The sequence below is a fragment of the Flexivirga sp. YIM B11880 genome (assembly GCF_058148645.1).
Map to the genome: position 1 here is coordinate 29,728 of NZ_JBMAMH010000005.1, position 17,378 is coordinate 47,105.

At 68.6% G+C, this 17,378-nt stretch carries 15 protein-coding genes; 7 read left to right on the forward strand and 8 right to left on the reverse strand.

The window, feature by feature from the left end:
• From ACN8HC_RS09325 to mfd, 6 genes are all read right to left on the reverse strand, one after another.
• Positions 1-639: an FMN-binding negative transcriptional regulator gene (locus tag ACN8HC_RS09325; RefSeq protein ID WP_490074556.1), complete on the reverse strand. Its 639-nt coding sequence runs from the start codon at positions 637-639 to the stop codon at positions 1-3.
• Positions 640-680: 41 nt separating this feature from the next.
• Positions 681-2,048 (reverse strand): HNH endonuclease, encoded by a 1,368-nt coding sequence (locus ACN8HC_RS09330; RefSeq protein WP_490074557.1) that lies wholly within the window; start codon positions 2,046-2,048, stop codon positions 681-683.
• A 213-nt stretch (positions 2,049-2,261) separates the two neighbouring features.
• Positions 2,262-2,789 (reverse strand): orotate phosphoribosyltransferase, encoded by a 528-nt coding sequence (pyrE, locus tag ACN8HC_RS09335; protein ID WP_490074558.1) that lies wholly within the window; start codon positions 2,787-2,789, stop codon positions 2,262-2,264.
• A gap of 34 nt (positions 2,790-2,823) precedes the next feature.
• Complete coding sequence (locus tag ACN8HC_RS09340) at positions 2,824-3,858, reverse strand: nucleoside triphosphate pyrophosphohydrolase (RefSeq protein ID WP_490074559.1); 1,035 nt, start codon at positions 3,856-3,858, stop codon at positions 2,824-2,826.
• Positions 3,798-4,343 carry a YgdI/YgdR family lipoprotein gene (locus ACN8HC_RS09345; RefSeq protein ID WP_490074560.1) on the reverse strand — a complete coding sequence of 182 codons (546 nt, stop codon included), beginning with the start codon at positions 4,341-4,343 and terminating at the stop codon, positions 3,798-3,800. Before ACN8HC_RS09345 ends, ACN8HC_RS09340 begins: the two co-directional genes overlap by 61 nt.
• 97 nt (positions 4,344-4,440) lie before the next feature.
• Positions 4,441-8,034 (reverse strand): transcription-repair coupling factor, encoded by a 3,594-nt coding sequence (gene mfd, locus ACN8HC_RS09350; protein ID WP_490074793.1) that lies wholly within the window; start codon positions 8,032-8,034, stop codon positions 4,441-4,443.
• A gap of 224 nt (positions 8,035-8,258) precedes the next feature.
• Here mfd and ACN8HC_RS09355 point away from each other — a divergent pair, with 224 nt between their 5' ends.
• The 4 genes from ACN8HC_RS09355 to ACN8HC_RS09370 all read left to right on the forward strand — a co-directional run bounded on the left by ACN8HC_RS09355 (position 8,259) and on the right by ACN8HC_RS09370 (position 12,174).
• Positions 8,259-9,185: an ABC transporter substrate-binding protein gene (locus ACN8HC_RS09355; protein ID WP_490074561.1), complete on the forward strand. Its 927-nt coding sequence runs from the start codon at positions 8,259-8,261 to the stop codon at positions 9,183-9,185.
• Positions 9,186-9,198: 13 nt separating this feature from the next.
• Complete coding sequence (locus ACN8HC_RS09360) at positions 9,199-10,125, forward strand: amino acid ABC transporter permease (RefSeq protein WP_490074562.1); 927 nt, start codon at positions 9,199-9,201, stop codon at positions 10,123-10,125.
• The gene (locus tag ACN8HC_RS09365; protein ID WP_490074563.1) at positions 10,122-10,925 is read left to right on the forward strand and encodes an amino acid ABC transporter ATP-binding protein; all 804 of its coding nucleotides are present in this window, start codon (positions 10,122-10,124) and stop codon (positions 10,923-10,925) included. Before ACN8HC_RS09360 ends, ACN8HC_RS09365 begins: the two co-directional genes overlap by 4 nt.
• 91 nt (positions 10,926-11,016) lie before the next feature.
• Positions 11,017-12,174 carry an NAD(P)/FAD-dependent oxidoreductase gene (locus ACN8HC_RS09370; RefSeq protein ID WP_490074564.1) on the forward strand — a complete coding sequence of 386 codons (1,158 nt, stop codon included), beginning with the start codon at positions 11,017-11,019 and terminating at the stop codon, positions 12,172-12,174.
• Positions 12,175-12,226: 52 nt separating this feature from the next.
• Here ACN8HC_RS09370 and ACN8HC_RS09375 read toward each other — a convergent pair whose 3' ends face one another.
• Together ACN8HC_RS09375 and pth are read right to left on the reverse strand one after the other, a co-directional pair.
• Positions 12,227-12,883: a GntR family transcriptional regulator gene (locus ACN8HC_RS09375; protein ID WP_490074565.1), complete on the reverse strand. Its 657-nt coding sequence runs from the start codon at positions 12,881-12,883 to the stop codon at positions 12,227-12,229.
• Positions 12,884-12,968: 85 nt separating this feature from the next.
• The gene (gene pth / locus ACN8HC_RS09380) at positions 12,969-13,547 is read right to left on the reverse strand and encodes an aminoacyl-tRNA hydrolase (protein WP_490074566.1); all 579 of its coding nucleotides are present in this window, start codon (positions 13,545-13,547) and stop codon (positions 12,969-12,971) included.
• Between the two features lie 100 nt (positions 13,548-13,647).
• On the opposite strand from pth, the gene ACN8HC_RS09385 reads away from it, so the two are divergent.
• The 3 genes from ACN8HC_RS09385 (at position 13,648) to ACN8HC_RS09395 (ending at position 17,364) form a co-directional block, all read left to right on the forward strand.
• Positions 13,648-14,697: an ABC transporter ATP-binding protein gene (locus ACN8HC_RS09385; protein WP_490074567.1), complete on the forward strand. Its 1,050-nt coding sequence runs from the start codon at positions 13,648-13,650 to the stop codon at positions 14,695-14,697.
• The gene (locus ACN8HC_RS09390; protein WP_490074568.1) at positions 14,694-15,512 is read left to right on the forward strand and encodes an ABC transporter permease; all 819 of its coding nucleotides are present in this window, start codon (positions 14,694-14,696) and stop codon (positions 15,510-15,512) included. The genes ACN8HC_RS09385 and ACN8HC_RS09390 overlap by 4 nt, the downstream gene beginning before the upstream one ends.
• A 97-nt stretch (positions 15,513-15,609) precedes the next feature.
• Positions 15,610-17,364, forward strand: coding sequence for a hypothetical protein (locus tag ACN8HC_RS09395; protein WP_490074569.1), 1,755 nt, complete (start codon positions 15,610-15,612; stop codon positions 17,362-17,364).
• Positions 17,365-17,378 lie beyond the last annotated feature (14 nt).

Here is a 17,378-nt window from a genome sequence, read left to right on the forward strand (position 1 = left end):
TCAGTCCTGCACGGTGGGGACTGCGCGCATGGCATCGACCAGGGGCGACGCCCCGGACTCCGCCTCGATCCCGTCGGCGGCGCCGTTGCGATCCGCGCTGCTGCGGGCCGCACTCACCTTGAACTTGCCGATGATCCGGGTGATTCGCAGCTCGATGCCGACGATCTTGCCCAGCTGCTCGCCGAGATAGTCGGCCGGAGCCTGACGCATGTGCCAAGCGTCCTCGCGGCCGCCTTCCATGACCTTGGTCAGCTTCGCCACGGCACCGCGTGTCCACCCGGGATCGTCGTGTATGACGAGCTCGCCATACACATGTGCCACGAGGTAGTTCCAGGTCGGCACGACCTTGTGGTGCTCCTGCTTGGAGGGGTACCAGGTCGGTGACACGTAGTGATCGGCCCCGTTGAACACCGCGAGGCTCTCGCCCTCGTGATGGCCGTCCCGCCAGAGGTCATTGGCGCGGGCAACGTGGCCGACCAGCCGATCGCCGTCCGCGCTGGTCTCGAGCAACAGCGGAATGTGGTTGGCGCTCAACGCCTTTCCGTCCGACGTGATCAGCGTCGCGAACGGCACCGACGTGATCAGCTGGGCGACATCTTCGGCCGACGTGGCGGCATCATGCTCCGGCAGGTAGACCATGGGGTCATCCTCGCACCGCGCGGGCGCGGCAGCGGGCGCACTCAGCTGCAGTCACCCGGCGCCGGTGGTCGGCTGGTCTGGTGGATCCAGGCGATGTCGATGAGGGTGCGCTCGACATACGACGTGACGGGTGGCGGCATGCCGGGTGGGGCGGGTGGACGACTGGTCGCGGTGAGACTTCCGGTGCGCGTGGTGGTTTGGCTCGCATCACCGGTCACGTCGTGGTCGGGGTGCTCTTTGGCGTAGTTGCACTGCTCGCACAGCCCTTCCGCGTTGCGTTCGGAGGTGGGTCCGCCCGCGGCGTGGGAGGCGATGTGGTCGATGTGCCGGATCGGAGCACTGCAGAAGGGGGTGCGGCAGGTTTGGTCACGCAACCGGATGAACATCGCCAGCAACCCCGAGTAGGCCCGGGCCCGGGAGTCCATCCCGACGAGGTCACCGGTTCCGGGGAAGCTGAACAGTCGCCGCACCTGCAGCTTCTGGTCCGCGTCTGCACAGCGGATCCATTCCCGAGCCAGGTCGGCCGGGATCGGGCCGTATCCGGCCAGGCGAGCGGGTGTGTCACCGGTCAGCGTGTCGAAAGGCATGACGAGGTTGACGTTCACGCCCACACCACCAGCGCTCTTGCTCGCGCCGACACCATCGATGTCGTCGGTGCCGGACCCGTCGCCGGCCGCGGCGTTGTCGTCGGCCCCGCTGCCGGTGGCGGTCGACGGGCAGCCGGTGACACGCGCCACCAGCGTGTCGGCCATGACCTGTCCGCGGGGGTGCCGGGAGGTGGCGGTCAGGTCCGCGACGCCGGACAGTGCTGCGTAGCAAGCCACGCCGTCCTTGACCGGCAACAGAGCGCTCAGTCGGGTCATGCAATCGGGCGCCGGACGCAGGCTGACCCGACGCTGGCTCTCGGCCCGGGCGCGGCGCGCGGTCACGGCCTCGGGATCCAGCCGATAGGCGTGCTCGCGGGCCGATGCCTCCAGCCGCTGATGACTGACCGTGCCGAGCTGGTCGGCGACGGCGGCGTCCACGGCGGCTCGATCCCGCCGAGTCAGGCACGCGGTTTCGCGGCTGAGTGCGATCGCGTCCCATTCGCTGATGACTCCGGCGGCGAGTGCCTCGCGGGTGTGAGGCATTTCTTCGACGACCGCATGGGCCAGCCCGAGGAGTCGAGAGCCGAGGTGCGGCGCGCACCGGCGGGCCAGGGCGACCCGGGTGCCTGCCTCCCGAGCGGTGTCCGCGGCGCTGATGCCGCGCGGCACGTCTGCGGCTCGTTGCGTCTCGTGCACGGCGACGCTCAGCCGGGCTTGACGCGCCGCCACGGCGTTCTTCAGCTCCTCCAACGCGCGCAACTCGGCCAGCGGGTCCGCATCGTCCACTGGCGCGTCCAGCCGGTCGTGGAATGCACGCACCACCGACGCGTCGAACACCCTGCGAGTGCCCCCTGCATCGTCTGAGTGGTTATCGTGCATGTGTTCGATTATCGCACGAATCTTCCTTGGAGACAAGCGATTTGGGAATCGAATGTTATCCACATCACCTCGAAACGGCGCCCGTCATACACAGGGATGTCGGTGACTCGTCCGGCGATTCCCGATGGTCCGGACTTCGCCGACGCCAGCTAGCGGTCAGCCGCGCGCAGCGTCGAGATCGGCACGCGTGAAGACCGACCGCACCGCGATCGCGGCATCGGAGAGCTCGGTCGCCTCCGGCGGCCGCCGGTCGATGGCGCAAACGACAAGCTCCACGCGCGCGCCGAGTTCACGCAACGCCCGAGCGGCCGCAATGACGGCGCCGCCAGTGGTGACGACGTCCTCGATCAGGACGATGTGTTTGCCGTCCACCGGTCCGCCCTCGGCGAGCTTGCGCGTGCCGTACTCCTTCGCCCTCTTCCGAATGAACACCGTTGGCGTATCCACCAATTGCCCAAGGACGGCCGCGATCGGCACACCGCCGAGCTCGAGACCACCCAGGACTTCGACGTCATCCGGCAACAGCGGTTGCATCTCCTCGGCGACCCGACGAATCAATCGCGGGTCCCCCTCGAACAGGTACTTGTCGAAGTATTCGGTCGCCACTTGGCCGGAGCGGAGCGTGAATTCGCCCCGCAGCCGGCAGCGGGAGTCGATTTCGACGGCGAGGGAAGGGTTCATCATACCGCGCAGCCTGTCATGCACCACGAGGAGGCCGTCACTGGCCGAGTGGGTCGGTGCCGGTCCGCGCGACCGCACGCAGCGTCGCCCGCAGGGCGGCGTCGGCGGAGACGCCGGCAGCCCGCGCCTCCGCCACCAGCGCCAGCAGCCGACCGCCGAGGTCGGCGCGCTCGTCATACGACAGCTGTATGCCGCGCCGGTTCGCCCGGGCGAGCACCTTCTCGGCGATCAGCAACGGTGACAAGGAGACCGGGATGCCCGCGAGCAGGTCGTCCGCGTCACGGTCGCTCTTCTCGGCGGCCTTGATCCGCTCCCACGACTGCTCGACCTCGTCCGGGGTGCTGGCGTCGCCGTCGCCGAAGACGTGCGAGTGACGCCGAATCAGCTTGTCCACCAACAGACCTGCGACATCGTCGATGGTGTAGCCCGGCTCCTCGTCGGCGGCGATCCGGGCGTGGAAGAGCACCTGCAGCAAGACATCGCCCAACTCCTCGGCGACGTGCTCGATGTCGCCGGACTCGATCGCCTCGACGGTCTCGTGTGCTTCTTCGAGCAGGTACTTCGTGAGGGTCTCGTGCGTCTGCTCCGCGTCCCACGGGCAGCCACCCGGTGATCGCAATGCATCCATGACGGCCACCGCGTCCAGCAGCCGCGCGCCCGGCAGATCCCAGGACCCGACGAGCACCTCTATCTGCGGCGGGTCGTCGAGTCGGGTCAATTCTTCGGCGAGCGCGTCGGTGAGGCCGGGATCCGCGTCCGGGGAGCTGATCCAGAGGACCGATCCATCCGCGGCGGCCGCGACGAGAGCGCGCGCGGCTTCCGCCGCCGAGTTGTATGGCGCCGCCGCCACGTCGATCCCGGACGCCGCGACAGCGGCGGGCACCGGGTCGTCCGCATCGGCCGCCAGCACCCGCCCCGCGCTCTCAACGGCATTCCACGCGTCCCGGGACAACAAGCCCGCGGGCACCCGCGGGCTGGTGACCAGCACGGTGAGCAGGGGCAGGGGCTCGCTCACCCGGCGGGGTGGCCGTTCGGCGCGCTGGGTCCAGCCGACGGCGGTGTGCTGATCCACGGCTCGGATGCCTTCGTCGGACCGGTGCCCTTGACCCAGGAGCCGTAGCGCGGATTGAAGGTGGCGTTCTGCGCCGCGATCTTCTCGGCGTCGGCCTTGGTGAGGTTGCCGGAATCGCTGAGCCGCTGCGAGATGTCGTTGACCCGCAGTGCTTCGACCGCGACGTCGGACAGCGGCGACTTGCTGTACTTGTTGCGCAGAAAGCTGTCGGAGTAGACCAGACCGTGCGCCTTGCCGGCCTTGATGATCTCCGGACCGATGGAGAGCACCTGCGCGACGTTGGCCGGGTCGATGCCGTAGCCGGTGGCCTTGTTGATCTCGTCCGTGGCCGTCTGCAGCTGCGCACTGGTGACCGTGCGGCCGTCATACTGCAGTGCGGTCCGGCCGTCGTGCATCACACCGCCGCTGCCACATCCGGCGAGCGCAAGGGTGCTGATCGCTGCTGCGGCGCCCACGACGAATCGTCCGCGGTGGAAGCTGGGCATGGAGAACGGCCTTTCCTTCTGCGATGTCCTGAGCGGCGCCGGTGCTCGGCGCGCATCCTGCATCATGCCAGCCCTCGCTGTGGTCGCCGAGGGCACCTCACGCGGCGCCACCGGCGGCTGCCGAGATGTCGTCCAGCAGAACGGCCTTGATCAACTGAGCCGCCCACCGCAGCACCTCGGTGTCGCGCAGCGGCTTGCCACCGACGGGCGCCGTCTTGGGCTGTGGGACGAGGATCTGGTGGATGGCGGGCTTGACCATCGTGCCCTTGTAGATCCGCTCCAGCCGCAGCTGCTGGCTCTCCCGCAGGTCGACCGGTCCGAAGCGGACCATCCGGCCCTGCAACCCGATGTCACTGATGCCGGCCTGCCGGGCGATCGTCCGCAGCCGCGCCACCTCGAAGAGGTGCTGCACCGGCTCCGGCGGCGCGCCATACCGATCGCGCAACTCGGCCTCGATCTCACCGAGCGCCGTCTCGTCCTCGACCGTCGCGAGTTTCTTGTAGGCCTCCAGCCGCAACCGCTCCCCCGGCACGTAGTCGTGGGGCAGGTGGGCGTCGACCGGCAGCTCGATCTTGACCTCGGCGGGCGGTTTCGTGGTGCCGTCCCCGCGGAAGTCGGCCACGGCCTCGCCGACCATTCGCACGTAGAGGTCGAAGCCGACGCCGGCGATGTGCCCGGACTGCTCACCGCCGAGCAGGTTTCCGGCGCCGCGGATCTCGAGGTCCTTCATGGCGACCTGCATGCCGGCGCCCAGATCGGTGTGGCTGGCGATCGTCTGCAGCCGGTCGTGCGCGGTGTCGGTGAGCGGCTTCTCGGGCGGGAAGAGAAAGTAGGAGTAGGCGCGTTCGCGGCCGCGACCGACCCGGCCCCGCAGCTGGTGCAACTGCGACAGACCCAGCTGATCGGCGCGGTCGACGATCAGCGTGTTGGCGTTGGAGATGTCCAGGCCCGTCTCGATGATGGTGGTGCACACCAGCACGTCGAACTCCCGGTCCCAGAAGGCGGTCACGACGTCCTCCAGGCGCTGCTCGGACATCTTGCCGTGTGCGGTGGCAATCCGAGCCTCCGGCACGAGCTCGCGCAGACGGGACGCCGCCTTCTCGATGGTGCCGACCTTGTTGTGCACGAAGAAGACCTGGCCCTCGCGCATCAGCTCCCGGCGTATGGCGGCCCCAATCTGCTTCTCCTCGTAGGCGCCGACGAAGGTGAGGACCGGGTGCCGCTCCTCGGGCGGCGTTGCCAGAGTTGACATCTCGCGTATGCCGGTCACCGCCATCTCGAGGGTGCGTGGGATCGGTGTCGCCGACATGGCCAGCACGTCCACGGCGGTGCGCATCTGCTTGAGCTGCTCCTTGTGCTCCACACCGAAGCGTTGCTCCTCGTCGATGACGACCAGTCCGAGGTCCTTGAACTTCACCTCGTTGCCCAACAGCCGATGCGTGCCGATCACCAGATCGACGGCGCCCGAACGCAGTCCGTCGATGACCTCGCGTGCTTCGCGGTCGCTCTGGAAGCGGGACAGCGCCTTGACCACGACCGGGAAGCCGGCGTAACGCTCGCTGAAGGTCTGCTGGTGCTGTTTGACCAGCAGGGTGGTGGGCACCAGCACTGCCACCTGCTTGCCCTCCTGGATCGCTTTGAAGGCGGCGCGTATCGCGATCTCGGTCTTGCCGTAGCCGACGTCGCCGCAGATGAGCCGGTCCATCGGCACGGACTTCTCCATGTCGGCCTTCACCTCGTCGATGCTGCTCGCTTGGTCGGGGGTCTCGACATACGCGAAGGCGTCCTCGAGCTCCCGCTGCCATGGAGTGTCGGGCCCGAAGGCGTGGCCCTCGGTCGCCATACGGGCCGAATAGAGCTGGATCAGCTCGGCCGCGATCTGACGCACATGCCGCCGGGCACGGGATTTGGTTGTCTGCCAGTCCGATCCGCCCATCTTGTTGAGCGTCGGCTGCTCGCCACCGACGTAGCGGGTGACCTGGTCCAGCTGGTCGGTGGGGACGTAGAGCTGGTCGGCCGGCTGGCCTTTCTTGGCCGGCGCGTAGTCGATCACGAGATATTCACGCGTCGCACCCCCGACGGTGCGTTGCATCATCGTGGCGAACCGTCCGACGCCGTGCTGCTCGTGCACCACGAAGTCGCCGGGGTGCAGCTGCAGCGGGTCGACGACGTTGCGGCGGCGCGACGGCATCCGCCGCATGTCCTTGGTGCTGCCGCCGTGGCTCGACGAGCCGGTGAGGTCGTTCTCGGTGAGCAGGACGAAATCGCTTGAACCCAGCGTGAACCCATTGCTCAGGGCCCCGGTCGCCAGTTCGACGCTGCCCGGCGTGAGCTGGTCGATGCGGTGCGACGGCACGTCGTGGTCGCGCAGCACCTCGCCGATGCGGTGTCCGAGCCCGGAGCCCTCGGTGACGATGAGCACCCGGTTGCCCCCACGCGCCCAGTCGCGGATGTCACCGACGGCCTGCTCGGTGTTGCCGCGATAGAGCGGCACCTCGGCAGTGCCGATGGTGACCTGCTCGCCCGCGAGCGCATCGTCCTCCTGGAACTCCGCGAGCTCGGCGTCGCTCGCGAAGGACGAAAATGCCCACCAGGCCAGGCCTTTGGCGAGGGCATGGTCGCGGAGCTCGGCGATGGACCAGTATGACGCGGTGCCGAGCACCGATTGCAGGTCGACCGGGACCGCGTTGCCCGCGGCGGCGTTCGCCCAACTGGCGTCCAGGAACTCGGCGCTCGTCGCCACGAGGTCGTGCGCCCTGGTGCGCACCCGCTCGGGGTCGCTGAGCATGACGTGGGTGTCCTGCGGCAGCACGTCCAGCAGGGTCTCCATCCCGCCGGCGGTGCCGCCCGCGAGCAGGATCGGCGCGAGCGACTCCATGCCCTCGACGGCGATGCCTTCGGCGACCTTGAGCAGCATGTCCTGCACGCCGGGCAGCTGGGTCGCCAGCGTGGCAGCGCGCGCCCGCACGTCCTCGGTCAGCAACAACTCCCGGCACGGCGGCGCCCACAGCCCGTGCTCGGCGACCTCCAGGCTGCGCTGGTCGGCGACCTTGAACCAGCGGATCTCCTCGACGGTGTCGCCCCAGAACTCGACACGCACGGGGTGCTGCTCGGTGGGCGGGAAAACGTCCAGAATGCCTCCGCGTACGGCGAATTCACCGCGTCGCTCCACCAGGTCGGTTCTGGTGTATGCCGCACCCGCCAGCGCCTCGACGACCTCGGGGAGCGCGGTGTCCTGGCCGACCCGCAACGAGACGGGAGCCAGATCGCCCAGACCCTTCGCGATCGGCTGCATGAGCGCACGCACGCTGGCGACGACGACCGCGATCTCGCCGTACGTCGCGTCCTCGGCGTCCGGGTGCGCCAGACGACGCAGCACGGCGAGACGCCGGCCGACGGTGTCGCTGCGCGGGCTGAGCCGCTCGTGGGGCAGCGTCTCCCAGCTCGGGAACTCCACGACGCGCTCGGCGGGCAGGAAGCAGCGCAGGCACGCGGCGAGGTCCTGCGCCTCGCGGCCCGTTGCCGTGACCGCGAGCACGGTGCGGGCGGCGCGGTCGGAGGCGCCTTGGGCGACGAGTGCGGTCAACGGACCGCGCGCGCCCGGCGCGCAGGCGATGTCGACGACGTTCGCCGTGCCGACGTGCGACATCAGTCGTGCGACGGCCTCGTCGCGGGCGAGCAGGTCGAGCATCGGTTGCAAAGTCACCAGTGCGGCAGCTCCTCGGTCGTCGTGCCCGCCGGCGCGGACACGCAAAAGGGCCCCGTTCGCAGGCGAGACGGGGTTGTCGCAGTCGATTCTAGTCGGCGACGGGGACACCTCCGCGATCCGCGCCCTGGACGGCCTATTGACAGCTCCGAGCGGCGGGCACTAAGAATTGCGCATCGCTGTCAGACAGTAAGACAAGGAGGCCCTTCATGGCCCGTCCCACCCTTCGTCCTCGCAACCTGCTCGTCCTTGCCTGCGCTCTGCCGCTAGCGGCGTGCGGGCTGAACTCCTCGCCGAGCAAGACCGATGCCGGCTCGACGCCGGCCGCCGGTCAGCCGAGCCAGGCCCAGCAGACCGACACGAAACTCGCTGCCGCCGTGCCCGCCTCGGTCCGCAAGGCGGGCGTGATCCGGATGGCGATCAACCCGTCATACCCACCGTTCGAGTCCACCGCCTCCGATGGGACGACGATGGTCGGCCTCGACCCGGACCTCGCCACCGCGATCGGCGGCGTGCTCGGGCTGAAGGTGACCTTCGTGTCCACCTCGTTCGACGCCATCATCCCGTCGCTCGCCGCCAAGAAGGTGGACATGGCGATGTCCTCGATCGGCGACACCAAGGAGCGCGAGAAGACCGTCGACTTCGCGACCTACTACTGGAACGGCACGCTGCTGCTGGTGCCGAAGGGCAACCCGAAGAAGCTGAAGGCCAACCTCGCGTGCGGTGCACGCGTCGGCGTGATCCGTGGGTCCCTGCAGCAGAACACCTTCCTGCCCAGCCAGGCACCCAAGTGCGCGAAGGCCGGGTTGAAGGCGCCTGTCGCGCAGGCCTACCAGGACGGGCCGCAGGCGCAACTCGCGCTGCAGAGTCACCGGATCGATGCCGTGATGCTGGACGCGCCGCCACTGCTCGACGCAGCCAAGAAGAGCCCGAACCTCTTCCAGACGGTCGGTCCGATGGTCAAGAACCCGAACCCCGGTGGCGTCGCCTTCCCCAAGGGCAGCCAGCTGGCCAAGCCGGTGCAGGCGGCGATCAACAAGCTCATCGCCGACGGCACGTACCAGAAGATCCTCACCAAATGGAACCTGACCGCGATCAAGATCGACCGGTCGGAGTTCAACGGGGCCACATCTTGAGGAGCTGCCCACAGTGAACACTGCACTTGCCGATACGGCGACGGCGCCACCGACGGCCGAGAAGGTCGTTCGCCGCAAACGGCCCGGCCGCTGGATCTCCTACGTCGTGCTGTGCGTGCTGATCGCGATGCTGATCAACACGCTCATCACCAACCAGAACTTCGGCTGGGACGTCGTCGGACAGTACTTCACGTCGGTCCGCATCCTCGACGGACTCTGGAAGACGCTGCAGCTGACCGTCATCTCGATGGTGCTCGGCATCGTCCTCGGCGTGCTGCTCGCCGTCATGCGGCTCAGCAGCAATCCGATGATGAAGGGCGTCAGCTGGTTCTACATCTGGTTCTTCCGAGGGACGCCGCTGTTCGTGCAGCTGTTGTTCTGGGGCTACGCGTCGGCGCTCTACCCGCGGCTCTCGCTCGGCATACCGTTCGGCCCGAGCTTCGTGTCCGCGGACGTCAACCACCTGATCACGCCGGTGATGGCGGCGATCCTCGGTCTCGGACTGAACGAGGGCGCCTACATGGCGGAGATCGTGCGCGCCGGCATCCAGTCGGTGGATAGTGGGCAGACCGAGGCCGCGCAGGCGCTGGGTATGTCGCACCGGCGGATCCTGCGCAGGATCGTGCTGCCCCAGGCGATGCGGGTGATCGTGCCACCGACGGCGAACAACACCATCTCGATGCTGAAGAACACCTCGCTGGTGAGCGTGCTCGCGTTCCCGGAGCTGCTCTATGCCGCCCAGCTGATCTACTCCGACAACTTCAAGACGATTCCGCTGCTGCTCACCGCCTCGCTGTGGTACCTCATCGTCACCTCCGTCCTGACCGTCGGGCAGTACTACCTGGAACAGCACTTCAGCAAGGGCGTCAGCGGGCGCGGCGGCGGACTCTCGCTGACGCGGATGCTGCAGTTGCAGCAGCGCAGAAAGGCGACGGCATGAGACTCACCGAACGCACCGCGGAGCCCACGAAGACCCGGACCCAGGTGATGGTCGAAGCCCGCAACGTGCACAAGTCGTTCGGCCGCACCGAGGTGCTCAAGGGCATCAACCTGACCGTGCAGCGCGGCGAGGTGATGACGCTGCTCGGCCCGTCCGGCTCGGGGAAGTCGACGTTCCTGCGGCTGATCAACCACCTGGAGACGCTGACCGCCGGCCGGTTGTATGTCGACGGAGAGCTCGTCGGCTACTCCGAGCGCGGCGGACGCCTGCACGAACTGGCCGAGTCCGACATCGCCCGGATGCGGGCCGAGGTCGGCATGGTGTTTCAGCGCTTCAACCTGTTCCCGCACATGACCGCTCTGGAGAACATCATCGAGGCGCCCATCGGTGTGCGGCGGGTGAGCAAGCGGGACGCCACGAACCGAGCCAAGGAGTTGCTGGACCGGGTGGGCCTGGCCGACCGGGCCGACGCCTACCCCTCCGCGCTCTCCGGTGGTCAGCAGCAACGGGTGGCGATCGCCCGCGCTCTCGCGATGGAGCCGAAGTTGATGCTCTTCGACGAGCCGACGTCCGCACTGGACCCGGAGCTGGTCGGCGAGGTGCTGGACGTGATGAAGGACCTCGCCGCATCAGGTATGACGATGGTCGTCGTCACCCACGAGATCGGCTTCGCCCGGGAGGTTGCCGACTCCGTCGTGTTCATGGACGACGGCGTCGTCGTGGAGTCCGGCACCCCGCGCCAGGTCCTGCTCGATCCGCAGGAGCAGCGCACCCGCGACTTCATCGGCAAGGTCCTCTGAACCCCTCCCCCACCTGGCGCGAACCAACCGCGCCGCCGTGATCAGTCGCGCCCTGGCGCGCGAATCCGCAAGAACTTAAAGGAGTTTCATCATGCACGTCGTGGTCGTAGGTGCCGGGATCGTGGGATTGTCCATTGCCGCATCCCTCGCGGAGCACGGCAACGAAGTGACCGTGCTCGAGCAGGAGGCGCCCGGCTCCGGGACCACCGCGACGTCATACGCCTGGGTCAACTCGAACAACAAGCAACCCGAGAGTTACTACCGGCTCAACCTGGCCGGCGTCGCGGCGCACCAGGAGCTGGCTCGCCGGGAGAACGCCGACTGGCTGGTGTCGCACGGACACCTCGAGTTCGCGACCGACGACGCGCACGCGACGGAGCTGGCGGCCCGCGCCGAGCGGCTCGCGGCGGCCGGCTACCCCGTCGAGGAGGTGGACGCCGCACGGGCGCGTGCCCTCGTGCCGGGCCTGATCGTGCCGGACGACGTCCGGCTGGCCGTGCGCTACACCTCCGAGGCGCACTGCTTCCCGTTGCCGTATGTCGCCTTCCAGTTGCAGCGGCTGCGGCGGTACGGCGGCGTCGTGCGGACCGCGACCGTGACGGCGCTGCAGGAGACGCCGTCCGGTGCGGCCGTCGCGCTGGCCGACGGCTCGCTCGTCGGGGCGGACCGCGTCGTCCTCGCCGCCGGGCGCTGGACCGGTCCACTGCTCAGTGCGTCCGGGGTTTCGCTGAGCATGGCGGAATACAGCCACCCCGGCGATCTGACGGTGGGCTATCTGGCCACGACGACGCCGACGCCCGCAGCACTGGACTGCCTGGTCACCAGCCCGGGCCTCAACCTGCGGCCGGACGGTGGTGGCCGGCTGCGCCTGCAGGCCCTCGACCTGGACGTCACCGCCGACCCGGCCGTCGTGCCGCCGGTGGACGGCGACCTCGGCAAGCAGTTCTTGGACCGGCTGCGGTCCGTGCTGGAGGACACCGAGGACGCCCGGATCGAGCGGATCGTCGTCGGTCGGCGGGTGATTCCCGGTGACGGGCTGACCGTCGCGGGACCGATCGCGACCCTGCCGAGCACGTATGTCGTCGCGACGCACAGCGGTGTCACCCTCGCGCCATACCTCGGCGAGAGTGTTGCGAACGAGCTTGCCGGACAACAAGATCCACTGCTCGCCGACTTCCGGCCCGACCGACTGATCGATGCCGCAGACGTTGCGGCTCCGCCGGCGCCGCGACGTCCCGGAGAGCAGTAAGGAGCAGGCCCCGCGAGGCGGTGTGCCGTGACGACAGGTCACGGCACACCGCCTAATTCTTCGCGGTGGCCTTGGGCAGGATCGACTGCTCGGCTTCGAGCAGACGCTGCTCCAGATTTGCCCGTGCCTCCTTGATCCGGCCGCTGCTCAGCAGTTGCCAGAACTCCTGATGCCGCTCGAGGACGAGGCCGTTGTCCTGCTCCTCAGCGGTGACCTGGGTGACCGCGAGACGCAGCTTGGCGAGCAGTTCGGCGTGCGTCCGGGACAGGAAGCTCGACCGCAGCAGGCGGACGAGCTCGACGTGGCAGCGATAGTCGGCCTGCACGAACCGCTCCATGTCGTGAGCCTCGACCGCCTCGCCCATCTGGACGACCGATTCGTGGATCGGTAGCAATTCCGCTGTGGAGGAGCCTTCAGCGGCATCGACGCCGCCGAGCTCCAAAAACCTTCTGGCCCGGTAGATCTCGACGATGTCCTGGGTGGACAGCGTGGTGACCTCGAGAACCCGGGTGGACGGGTTGCGGGTCAGCAAACCGCTCAGCTCGAGGGTGTTGAGGGCCTGACGCACGGTCGGCCGCGACACCCCGAGCTCTGCCGCCAGCGCCTCCTCGGTCACAGAGTCACCCGGACGCAGCTCACCGCCCAGGATCCGATCGCGCAGCACGGCCACGGTCCGGTCGGCGACCGTCTCACGCACGATCTTCGCCACTGTGCCCACCCTCCGCCGCTGGAACCTTCACGGCCTCATGATATTTGGCCGGGAAACACCCGTGCCGAACGACCGCCGCCGCTCTTCACCGCGCGTGGACGACGTTCTGGGCGTCGGTGAGCCCCTTGCTCATCAGCAACTCGACGGCCTCGACAGCGTCGGGCACCAGGAAGTCGAGCTCCTTCCGCTCGGTCGCGTTGAAGTCCTTCAGCACGTATGCCGCGGCGTCCATCCGGCCCGGCGGCCGGCCGATCCCTACCCGGACGCGCAAATAGTCTTTGCTGCCAACCGATTTGCTGATCGATCTGAGCCCGTTGTGGCCGCCCTCCCCGCCACCGCGCTTGAGCCGCAACGCCGCGAAGTCGATGTCGAGTTCGTCGTGGATCACCACGAGCCGCTCGAGCGGGACCTTGAAGAAGCGCATCAGCCCCGCAACCGGACCGCCGGACTCGTTCATGTAGCTCGTGGGTGTCGCGATGATGGCCGGCTGTCCGGTGAGGCGGACTTGGGCGGCGAGCGCGCCGGCCTTGTGCGCGCGCAGCGTCGTGGCGGCATCGCGCGCCATCCGGTCGACGACCATGGCGCCGACGTTGTGCCGGTTGCCGGCGTATGTGGGGCCGGGGTTGCCGAGACCCACGATCAGCCAGGGTGCCTCGTCAGCCACGTTCTGCTTCCCATCAAAGTCCGGCTCGATCGCCAGAAAGATAACGCACTACCGGTGAAGGCCGTCCGCCACCTGCTGCGCGACCGGTAAGGTCCGCTGCATGTTCGTGGGGGGTTCGCTGAACGACGCGGCACTGCCGCTCGCCGGCTCGGCACTGATCCTGGCCGGCTGGGCGGTCGCCCTGGTCGTCCATCGGGTGCGCCGGCCGTCGCGGATCGCGCGACCCGACGATGCCGTCCTCCGCGTGCACGGCCTCGCCACGTCGTATGGCGAGCGCCGCGCCCTCGACGACGTGACATTCGCGGTGCCTCGCGGCGCGGTGCTCGCGCTGCTCGGACCGAACGGCGCAGGCAAGACCACCCTGCTGCGGGCCATCACCGGGTTGTCGCACCCGTCGTCCGGGGCGTCATACCTGATGGGTGAACTGGTCACTCCAGGCGCACCGATCCTGCGGCGCGTCGGCGTCGCGCTCGAGGAGCCAGGGTTCGCACCGCAGCTGACCGGCCGCGACAACCTGGAGTTCCTCTGGCGAGCCGGCGGCGGACGCCTCGCCGACGCACACCTCGAACTCGCGGCCGAGCTGGCCGGGCTGACGCCATACCTCGACCGCCGCGCGGGCGACTACAGCCAGGGTATGAAGCAGCGGCTCGCGGTCGCCGGCGCGCTCCTGGGGCTGCCCGACCTACTGTTGCTCGACGAGCCGACCAACGGCCTGGACCCGGCACAGACCCGCGAACTCGGCGCCACCCTGGAGCGGTATGCCGCCTCCGGGCGCACCGTCGTGCTGGCGAGCCACCACCTGGCCGAGGTGGACAGCCTGTGCAGCCACGTGCTGGTCCTGGACGAGGGCCGGGTGCGGTGGTTCGGGCCGGTCGATGAGGTGGCGCGGACGACCAGCCGGGTTCGCGTCGGCGTCGACGACCCGGCGGCGGCGCTCGCCCGGCTGAGCGCCGACGCCCAGTGGCGCCGACTGGATCCCCCGGTCGCGGTGCACTGCGAAACCGGTTCGCTGCACATCGAATTGCGCGGCAACCAGCTCGACGACGTGCTGGCCGCGATCGGCACCACCGGCGTCGGCGTGCGGTCGGTGCACACCGACAACCGGCTCGGCGACCTGTACCGCCGGATGACGACGGATGTCGCTCCGTGAACGCCGTCCTCCCGGTCGGGGCCGAGCTCCGTCGCCAGCTGAGCCGCACGAGTGTGCGCGTCCTGTTGGGCCTGATGCTGGTGGCGCCGGCCTTTGTCGGACTGTTGCTGCGCGCCGGCGAGCACCGCGCCACCGTCGACGGGAACATCGTGGCCGCCGTCGGCACCGCCAGCGCCGGCAACTTCACCATGCTGTCGCTGTATGGCGGGGCTCAGCTGTTCCTCGTCATCGCCGCGGCATACCTCTTCGGTGAAGCGGTGGCGCGCGAAGCCGCCTGGTCCTACCTGCGGGTGCTGCTCACCGCGCCAGTGCCCCGGACTACGTTGCTGGTCAAGAAGATCGGCGCACTCGTCACGCTGCTCTTCGTCGCCGTCTGCAGCTACGCCGTCAGCAGTTACCTCGTCGGGCTGGCGCTCTTCGGCACCGGTCCGCTGACCCCGATCTCCGGCACCGGAACCTCCGGTGCCGCCGCGCTCGTGCGGCTGGCGCTGATGACGGCATACGTGATGGTCTATCTGCTCTGGGTGGCTGCCCTCGGGCTGCTGCTGTCCGTCCTGGCCGGCGACAACCCGGCGCTCGCGACGCTCGGGGCCGTCGGGATCACATTGCTGTCTCACGCGATCGGCGGTCTGACCTCGGCACGCGTGGTGCTCGACGTGTTGCCCACGCGCAATTTCGCCGCCTGGCTGGACGCGAGTCGGACGGTCTTCGACCCCACCCGGATGGCATGGGGCATCTTCACCTCACTGGTGTATGCCACCTGCCTGGTGGTGCTCGCCGTGGCAGCGCTGAACGTGCGCGATATCCGGCGGTGAGCCAAGAACGGAAAAGCACCTCATAGCAGAGTTTGCCTGTGTTAACTTGCGGCAGCGCTGTTGCGGGGCTGTGCATTCATTTCTCGGGGAGGACACCATGACCGATTCCACCATGCCGTCGGGGCCGCCGATCCCACCTGCCGGCGCGCCGGCCGACCGGTCCGGCGGTGACCTGGCCGACTTCTCGCCGCCTCAGGACGCCGGCGGCCCTCGCCGCAACTGGCTGCTCGCCGCGATCGCCGTCATCGTCGCAGCCGTCCTGGTGCTCGCCGGGGTGATGGTCCTGCGCAGCAAGTCGGACGACACCGGCGCGGCATCGCCGGACGGCGCAGCCCTGAACCTCCTCGAGGCGACCGCCAAGCGCGACCCGATGGCGCTCACCGCGATGCTGGCGCCGGCCGAGTCGGCCGGCGTCGCGCAGACGTTGCAGAACCTGGAGAAGCGCGCCAAGGGTTCCGGACTCCAGAAGGGCGGCGGCCTCAACGCGATGTCCGACGGGACGACGATCACCACCAAGAACGTGACGACGAAGGTGGGCACCGTCCGGGACGACCTGGCCAAGGTGACGTTCACCGGTGGCACCATGACGACCGACTTCGACCCGGCTCGCGCCAACCCCGGGCTGCGGACGATGGCCGGCACGTCACTGCGTGTCCAGCACAAGACGATCGACATCCGGCGCGACCTGTCAACATCGTCAGCGGACGGTCGCGATATCGCGCCGTTCGTCATGGTCGTCAAGAGCGGCGGCCGCTGGTATGTCAGCCCCAGCTACACCATCGCCGAATACACCGCCGAATCGGAGCAATCCACCGGCGCGGCGGCCGGCAGCGGCAACATCACCACCGAGCATTTCGGCTCACCGGAAGCCGCTGTGAACGGCTTCCTCAAGGCCGTCTCGGACAGCGCGCGCACCGCGTCGATCACGCCGATCGCCAAGGCGCTGCCCGCCTATTACGGCAAGCTGATTGCGACATACCCCGAACTCTTCCGCTCCGACGAGCCCGCTGACGCGAGCATCACCTTCTCGGACAGCGCCTACTCCACCAAGGTGGTGGACGGCACGACGCTGGTCGACATCAAGCGCCTGCACTTCACCGCGACCGACGCGGACGGTGAGCGCGTGTCCGGTTCGGTGGACGGCGACTGCATCAAGCTGGAGGGCCAACCCAAGCAGTGCATCGACGGGACCATGCCGGTAGGCACCGCCGGCATCTTCGGCGACCTCGCCGACCTCCGCGGCATCGTCACCACCAGGGACAGCAGCGGCTGGCACGTCGACCCAGAGCAGACGCTGATCCAGTCGCTCCGTCTGACCACTGGGAAGGTCAGCGACTCCGAGTTCAACCGGATGCTGGGTCTCTATTTGCACGTGCCGCAGATGGCGTTGAACGTCGACCCCGATGCCACGCTCACCAGCAGCTCGGTGAAGGTGACGCTGCGCAAGGACTTCGGCGGCGGACTCGGCGTCGCGGTGGTCGGCACCCGGGTCACCGCAGGGAAGAAGGTGACGCTGAACCTGCAGAGTTCACCGGACGACTTCGCCTCGATGGAGGTTGTCACCGCGGACGGCTGGGTGGACGAGGGTTACAGCGGCGGTTTCGGGGAGGGCGATGTCGGCTCGGAGACCTACGGGCCGAGCGACTTCCCCACCGATGCGTTCCCCTCGGACGCGTTCCCCTCGGACTTCCCGACGGACGCGTCGGCCGGCGACAGCTCCATGCCGGAGGACTACAGCGTCCTGGCCGGGGACATGGGCGACGTGAGCTTCACGCCGACCAAGAGCGGCAAGGCGAACATCGTCATCATCGGTGCCAAGGGCGCGACGGTCACGGTCACGCGCGGCAACTGAACAGCGGGACAGAT